At 28.1% G+C, this 7,907-nt stretch carries 8 protein-coding genes; all 8 read right to left on the bottom strand.

Translation table 11 applies throughout. The features are described 5' to 3' along the window. Nucleotides 1–49: 49 nt before the first annotated feature. Nucleotides 50–541, bottom strand: coding sequence for a Panacea domain-containing protein (locus ACO409_RS06655; RefSeq protein ID WP_485555990.1), 492 nt, complete (start codon nt 539–541; stop codon nt 50–52). 200 nt (nt 542–741) lie between these two features. Then, nucleotides 742–2,010 carry a UDP-N-acetylglucosamine 1-carboxyvinyltransferase gene (murA, locus tag ACO409_RS06650; RefSeq protein WP_485555989.1) on the bottom strand — a complete coding sequence of 423 codons (1,269 nt, stop codon included), beginning with the start codon at nt 2,008–2,010 and terminating at the stop codon, nt 742–744. Next, the gene (locus ACO409_RS06645) at nt 2,003–2,602 is read right to left on the bottom strand and encodes a DUF1694 domain-containing protein (protein ID WP_485555987.1); all 600 of its coding nucleotides are present in this window, start codon (nt 2,600–2,602) and stop codon (nt 2,003–2,005) included. Before ACO409_RS06645 ends, murA begins: the two co-directional genes overlap by 8 nt. A 227-nt stretch (nt 2,603–2,829) precedes the next feature. Beyond that, on the bottom strand, nt 2,830–3,249 hold the full coding sequence (locus tag ACO409_RS06640) for a phospholipid phosphatase (RefSeq protein ID WP_485555985.1): 420 nt from the start codon (nt 3,247–3,249) through the stop codon (nt 2,830–2,832). A gap of 4 nt (nt 3,250–3,253) precedes the next feature. Then, nucleotides 3,254–4,201 carry a tyrosine-type recombinase/integrase gene (locus tag ACO409_RS06635; RefSeq protein ID WP_485555983.1) on the bottom strand — a complete coding sequence of 316 codons (948 nt, stop codon included), beginning with the start codon at nt 4,199–4,201 and terminating at the stop codon, nt 3,254–3,256. Next, nucleotides 4,177–5,856 (bottom strand): DNA repair protein RecN, encoded by a 1,680-nt coding sequence (gene recN, locus ACO409_RS06630; protein WP_485555981.1) that lies wholly within the window; start codon nt 5,854–5,856, stop codon nt 4,177–4,179. Before recN ends, ACO409_RS06635 begins: the two co-directional genes overlap by 25 nt. Nucleotides 5,857–6,096: 240 nt before the next feature. Continuing rightward, entirely contained in the window at nt 6,097–6,927 is an 831-nt protein-coding gene (locus ACO409_RS06625; protein ID WP_485555979.1) for an NAD(+)/NADH kinase, read from the bottom strand. 416 nt (nt 6,928–7,343) lie between these two features. Continuing rightward, the gene (locus ACO409_RS06620; RefSeq protein ID WP_485555977.1) at nt 7,344–7,799 is read right to left on the bottom strand and encodes a hypothetical protein; all 456 of its coding nucleotides are present in this window, start codon (nt 7,797–7,799) and stop codon (nt 7,344–7,346) included. Nucleotides 7,800–7,907 lie beyond the last annotated feature (108 nt).

Genomic DNA, 7,907 nt, shown 5'->3' with positions numbered 1-7,907 from the left:
AATTCATCTCCCACTTATAGAAAGCCTACGACTTCTTGCTATCTTTTTGTTAAATCACCGCTTCATAGTCTTCAAATTCATCATAGTACATATCCCACACATAATCGTAAGGTCTTACTTTTTTTGCATCTTCTTGGATATCTTCATTTTTTATTTTCACTCTTCCATTCTCTTCTTTTTTCAATCCTTTACGTGAATTAATCCAAGAAATTTCTCTATGTGTCAATGCACTTAATTTCCACGAAGCTAAAGCTCCATACTCATGAATTATATTATTTATTATGTACTTACTTTCACTTTTTATTTCTTCTATATCTGCATTTATTCCATCTTCAGTAAAAACAGCTCTAACTTCCCTTGAAACAGGTCCATACTTCCATCCTTCAAATACTTCAGTAAAAAGAGGCTTATTCAAAATAGCAAATGTTTCTCTTTGAGAAAAATACAATAATTTTTGTAATTTCATTTCATCAATAATCTCTCCTGCTACTCTTTTATATTCACTAAAAATATATTGAGCGACATCTATTATTCTTTCCATGTTTGCCATCTCCTTTTGTTACTCTTTGATAATAAAATTATACCTTTTTTATTGTATAAATTCAATATTTTTCTTATTATTTAATTTTATTTTTATCAGTTTATTCAAAAAAAACTGCACCTCCTATCTTGTTTATTGTCAAGATTTTAGATACAGTTCAAAAAAGGTCTTTTACTTTTTTAAAAATACTCACAAACTCACTAAATATCCAATTTAATTCTCTCAATCTGAGCACCAACAGTATTTAATTTTAATTCCAGCCTGTCATATCCTCTGTCAATATGATAAACTCTGTTTACAACAGTCACACCATCTGCTGCAAGTCCTGCAAGCACTAACGCTGCTCCAGCTCTTAAATCCGATGACATTACTTCTGCACCTGTCAAAGGCAATCCTCCGTTTATAAAGGCTACTCCATGTCTTATTGTAATATCTGCTCCCATTCTGTTAAATTCAGGCACATGCATAAATCTATTTTCAAATACTGTTTCTTCCATTGAACTTCCACCATTTACAAGTGCTTGAAGCAGCATCATTTGAGGCTGCATATCTGTTGGAAACCCTGGATGTGGCAATGTCTTTATTTTTGACGGTTTTAGATCTCTTGCTTTTCCTATTACACTCAAAAGCTCTCCATCTTGCTTAAATTTTACTCCCATCGCTTCTAGTTCCGATTTAAATACTCCAAGATCTTCAAGTCTTGCATTTTGTATTTTTAAATTTCCTTCTGTAACTAATGAAGCAATTACATAAGTTCCAGCTTCAATTCTATCTGGCATAATTGAATATTCCACAGCATGAAGTTCTTCAACTCCTTCAATTTCAATATTCGGTGTTCCAAGTCCTGTAATTTTTGCTCCCATTTTATTCAAGAAATTCCCTAAATCAACAATTTCAGGTTCTCTTGCTGCATTTGAAATAACAGTTTTTCCAGGTGTCTTTACTGCTGCCATCATAATATTTTGTGTAGCCCCTACACTTGGAAAACCTAAAGGAATTTCTGCACCTCTTAATTTATCCGATTTTGCATGCACATATCCATGAACTCTTGTGATCTCTGCTCCTAACAACTCAAATCCTTTCAAATGCAAGTCAACAGGTCTTGAACCGATCGCACATCCTCCAGGAAGTGATACAACCGCTTCATCTAAATTTGCAATCATTGGTCCCATTACAAGAAACGAAGCTCTCATTTGTTTTACAATTTCATAACTTGCTTCTGTTCTTTTGAATCCATTATTTATTATTTTGTAGGTATTATCATCTAGTTTTTCTGTTTCCATTCCCAAATCTTCAAGCAATCTCATTGTTACTCTAATATCTCTCAAATTTGGAACATTTTTTAAAATATATTCTCCTTTTGCAACAAGCGTCGCTATGATTATTGGAAGTGCGGCATTTTTAGCTCCGCTCACTTTTATTACTCCATTTAATGGAGTTTTTCCTTTTATTCTAAATCCATCAACCACGTTTTTTTCCTCCTAATTTTTGACATATTGGACATTTTGAGCCAAATAATTTATCCATAAAAGTTAATTCCTTATAATTTTTGGCATATTCAGGCATTTCTTTTCTTATTATATTCAAATGAAAATCACAAATTGAACTTTCCATAGCTTCATAATATATATCTGGCAAATGTTTTAAATGACACATTTCTAATTTTGAAGTTATAACAATTTCATCTCCAGCTTCATGTACAATCGCATCCTTTGCTACAACAACAAGTGCAACTTTTCCAGAGTATGCTAGATTATCTATCATTTTATACGGTATTTTTTTCTTTTTAGCTATCTCGATGTACTTTTTTATATCTTCAAAATCAGTATGACGTGAAATAACCATCTTTGCTACATCTTTACTTTCCAAAGCCTCTTCTATTTCATAATAAATCCCTTTTTCCTTTATTTCCTCAAAAGTAAGGGCTTTTATAATTCTTTCTTTATATTCCCCAAGAAATAAATTTTTTTCAACTTGTGCATTAACTGCTCTATCTGTGACATCTTCCAAACATTTCATAACGTCTGTCCCACTATTTCTACTAATGCTGTTAATTCCCATTTTTATTTCTCCAATTCATTTAAATCATTCTATTCAATAATAGCAATATTATTTTAGAATCATTCTTAAAATTTATAACTATCTCACCCAAACCCTAACTATGCTCAATTTTTTTATTCTGTTTTTTAAATGGCTTGAGTATACTATATTTTGTCATTATACTACTTTTTTATATATTTCTCAACTATTTTTTCAAATTTTAATTATTTTTAATAATTCTTGAAAAATTAAAAAATTAACATTGATAAAACAAAAATAACTTTAAATATTAAAAATATATTTACGAATTTTGTTATTTTAGGAATCTCTTCCCTTCCTTCATCTTTTCTTATTGAAAAAATCAAGAGCGAAAACAATACAATATATGCAAATGCACCTAATAATGAAACTTTTACTGTAAATAAATAGAGAACTTCAAGCATGAGAAAAGCATACACTTTAAAAGTTGTTCTTTTACTATTAAAAAAAATATTTATTAAATTATAATTAGCATACATATATAATAGGATTAGCATAATGATTCCTAAATATTCTGTTATTATTTCCACTTTTGTTAATATAAAAAATATAAAATATGCTATAATTGTAATCATCAATACTTTTAATTTTTCATCTCTTTGTTTTTTTAATTCACTTTTTTCTTTCATTTCTTTAATCATCTCCCAGCTTTATGTTATTATATATCATTTTTAACTTGGATTTTTCTACATGTGTGCAAACTTTTGCTGTTATAATGTTGGAATGTCCTAGTATTTCTTGAATTATACGTACATCGGCATCATTTTCAAGCAAAATTGCAGCAAGTGAATATCTAAAAATATGCGGATACACATTTTTTTCAATTCCTGCATCCTTTGCAATATTTTTTAAATCCTTCCAAAATTTTTCCCTTCGTGTATTTGGAAAAATTTTAAAGCTGTCATTTGCATTTTTTAATTTTGGCCTATAATCAGCTAAATAATTTTTTATTTCTTTTTCAAAGCTGTCATAAACTGGCATTATTCGATATTTTGAATCTTCTCCAAGTACCTTTATAAATTCATATTCCTGACTTTCTACATCTTTTATTTCCAAATTTAAAATTTTCGATATTTTAGCACCTGTTACAAGTAAAAATTTGATAATAAGTCGATTTTGTATCCCTTCGGGTGTATTTGGACAATTATTAATAATTTTTTTTATTTCTTCCAGTGTTAATATTTCAGGTAGTTTATATTCACGATTTAAAGATTTTACCATTTCTGTTGGATCTTTTTTTACTATTTTGCTCAAATAGCAAAACTTATAAAATGCCTTTATTGCCGAAATTTTTCTTAATACCGAATTTTTTTTTAACTTTTCATTTATATATTCAATATATCCAATGACATTCTCTTTTTCAATTTCATCAAAATTTTTTTCAGCAAACAAAAAAAATTGCATCAAATCCCGATTATACCCATTAACTGTATTTTTGGAACTACCTTTTTCATATTCTAAGAAATCAAGAAATTTTCTAATCTGCGTTTTATTTACACAAGATATTTCTTTTTTTATTTTTTTGCTTTGTTTTTCAAAGTTTTTTTCAGAATTATCTATACCAGCACTTTCTTGTCCCATAGTCCCATTATCTCCTTAGCATGATTAATAGATGCTTCTGTAATATTATCTCCTGAAATAATTCTTGCAATTTCCCGTATTCTTTCTTCCGTATCCAGCTCATGAACTTTTGTTTCTGTAAAGTTATTTTCTATTTCTTTTTTTATAAAAAACTGTTGCTGTGCTTTACCTGCAATTTGTGGAGAATGTGTTACACATATAATTTGAGTATTTCGCGAAAGTTCTCTTAATTTTTCTGCCACTCTTTTCACAGTTTCACCTGAAATCCCAGTATCAATCTCATCAAAAATTAACACAGAAATATTGTCAACTGCTGAAAATACAGTTTTTAAAGCCAACATTATACGTGAAATCTCTCCCCCTGAAGCTATTTTAGCAAGTGGCTTAAATGTCTCTCCCACATTTGTTGCAATCATAAATTCTACATTATCTATTCCATACGCTGCTATTTCCTGAGTTTTTGTAATTTCTACTTTAAATTTAGCATTTTCCATATTTAAATCATTTAGTTGAATATCAACTGTGTTTTGAAGATTTTCTGAAATTTTAGAACGAATTTCACTAAGCCTTTCGCTATCTTGAAAATACTGGTTTACAAGCTCATTTTTCTCAGCCTTTAGATTTTCAAGCTCCTTGCTTTCAAAATTAACTAATGATAAATCTTTTGCAATTTTGTCCTTGTGTTCAAGTATTTCTTTGATTGTTGATCCGTATTTTAGTTTTAACTTGTTTATAGCATCTATTCTTTCAACAATTTTTTCCAGCTTTTTATCATCAATTTCAACATCTCCAACAAAATTATCCACAGAATACGATATTTCTTCCACTTCATACAAGACAGATTCAATTTTTTCATAAAGCTCACTATACGATTCTGATAAATCTGAAAGCTGTTCTAAATTTCTTTTAGCCTTTCCAAGTGCTGTTAAAATTGAAAATTCCCCTTCTTTTAGAAATTGTGATGTCTCTTCTAGTTTTTCACTAATTTTTCCTGCATTAAATAATATTTTGTATTCTTCTTCCAGTTCATTATCTTCATTTTCTCTCAATTCAAGACTATTAATTTCATTAAATTGAAATTCCAGAATGTCTTTTTTTTCTGCAATTCTTGATTTTTCGTCTTCAATATTTTTTATTTTTAAATTTAATTTTTTTATTTGATTTACATTTTCACGTATCTTTTTGGAAAGCATCTTTCCTTCATCATCCAAAAATCTATCTAAAAGATGCAGATGATATTCATTATTTAAAAGAAATTGATGTTCGTGCTGTCCAACTAAATCAATAATATTAACCATAAGTTCTTTTAATCTTGATAAAGTCATTCTCGAACCATTTACTGTAATTTTTGACTTTGCATTTCTATCAAAATACCGTGTTATAATCAGTTCATCATCTTCTATCTCAAATCCAAGTTCATTTAGCCTTTTTTTCTGATTTTCATTCAGTTCAAAAACCCCTTCTGCAAAAAGGCTTTGTGCACCATTTCTAATCATATCCGTATGACTTCTTTCGCCAATTAATAACGATATTCCATTTAGAATAATTGATTTCCCTGCTCCTGTTTCTCCAGTCATTGCAATAAATTTTTCATTAAATTCCAAATCCAAATTTTTTATTATCGCTAAATTATTTAATCTTAATTCCCTTAGCATTTTTTCCCTTTCACTATTTTATTTTGACAATAGGCTAAGATCCCATTGTTTCATAAACATCTGTTTTTTCATAATCTTAAAATATATATAATTTACGAATTAGTCTAATAAAAAAGCAAAAATAATATATTCTTAATTATATACTCGAACCCACTCAAAATTGAACTATTAAAAATCATGTAAATTTAGAGTTTGAATAAAATAGTCATAATTTTTAAGTCTGGTTTTAAATCATTTTTACTATAAAACAGAATCTCCCCATTTTAATTTTTGTCGTAAAATACTGTAATAATCACTATTTACAGGTTTTATTATTTTAACTTTCTTGTCTGATATTCTTGCAGATACTAAATCTCCTTTTTGAATTTGAAACCATTGATTCCCATCAATATTCAAATGAACTGCATCATCTCTGGAAGTTGCCTTAAAACTAAGCACTTCACAACCATTTACAATTATTGGACGAGCTGTCAGACTTTGTGGAGCAAGCGGCGTAATTGTCAAAGCATTTAATCCAGGATGAACAATTGAACCACCAGCTGAAAGTGAGTAAGCAGTAGAACCTGTAGGAGTTGCAACTATTATTCCGTCTGCCCTGTATTTATTTACAAAAACATCATTTGAATAAACTTCAACCTGTATCAGATGAGCTTCATGTCCACCTTTTGTAATTACAAGTTCATTTAATCCATAAAAAATATTATCTTCATACTTTACTTCAAGAAATGATCTTTCTTCCGACTTGTAATTGCCATTTTCATAATCTTGCATCATTTTTACTGCATCTTGTGGCTTAACTTCAGCAAGATACCCAAGAGATCCCATATTTATTGCAAGTACAGGAATATTTCCTCTAATAGCCTCTTTTGCTGCAATAAGCATTGTCCCATCTCCTCCAAGAGAAATTATAAGATCAGCTTGTTCCACTCCAAAAACTTCCTCAATCCCCTTTTCTTTCAAATAATTATAAAAATCCTTTAACAAATCTTCATTTCCATATCCACTTTTTACAATTCTAACCTTTTCTACTTTATTTTTTTTGTTTATATTGCTATTTTCTAATTTTTCCATAACAAATACCTCTTAAATATTAAAATTATATTTCTTTTCTTTGTAAAATATTGTATCATTTTTAAAAAGTTTTTTCCATAAATTTTATAAATATTTTTGAAAATCATTTATCTAACTGATAGAATCAAAATTTTAAGGGAATGTTTTGCTTTTAATTTATACTTATTTCTCCTTATAGTTCCTAAAATTTTATACAAAATTCCATTTATTTAAATATTTTTACAGTAAAATTGATTTAAAACCAAACTCAAAATCTAAGTTTATATAATTTTTAATAGTTCAATTTTAAATGGGTTCGAGCATATATACAAAACTGTTTAAATATCAGAAAACTTTTTTTACAGTACATAAAAATATTTTAAAACTATACAAAGTGCAGAACTATGCTAATGACACCCTTTCTTTTATCAAAAACATTAATCGGAATAATAATATTCGCCTTTTTTATAATTTTTATCTGATGATTTATAGTAATAAAGTTTTCTTATAAGAAAAGCATTTTTTCCTTTTTTCATTTCGTTTATTATTTTTTGCGAAGCATTTTCTCCCAAAATATGTATAGTTTTTGTTTCGGTTCCTTTTGGAATTTTTGGATTATCCCATTCAATTTTACGATTTGCATACGTATCAATACAAGTTGCATAAAGATTTACATGATCAAGTTCAGAATTTTTGTAAAAAGATCTGTATGTTGATACAAAACATTGTTGATTTGAAAGATATCCCATTGTACCATTTCTCATATCATTTTCCACAGTTTCAGGCAATACTTCGACTGGCACTTTCTTTGCAAAAACCATACCATCAGAAAAAACGTTAAAAGAAATTAAAAAAACACAAAAAATAAATAAAAATTTAAAATTCTTTTTCATAAAATCTATCTCCTTTATATTTTTTTATAAGCTATATTTATAAAAGTCTATAAAAACTAATTAATAAAACATTCTACATTTTCATTTCCTAATTCTCCTTTTCTAAGA

Source organism: Leptotrichia sp. (assembly GCF_057270615.1).
The sequence above is the reverse complement of the archived record's forward strand: the minus strand, read 5'-3'. Positions and strand labels throughout refer to the sequence as shown.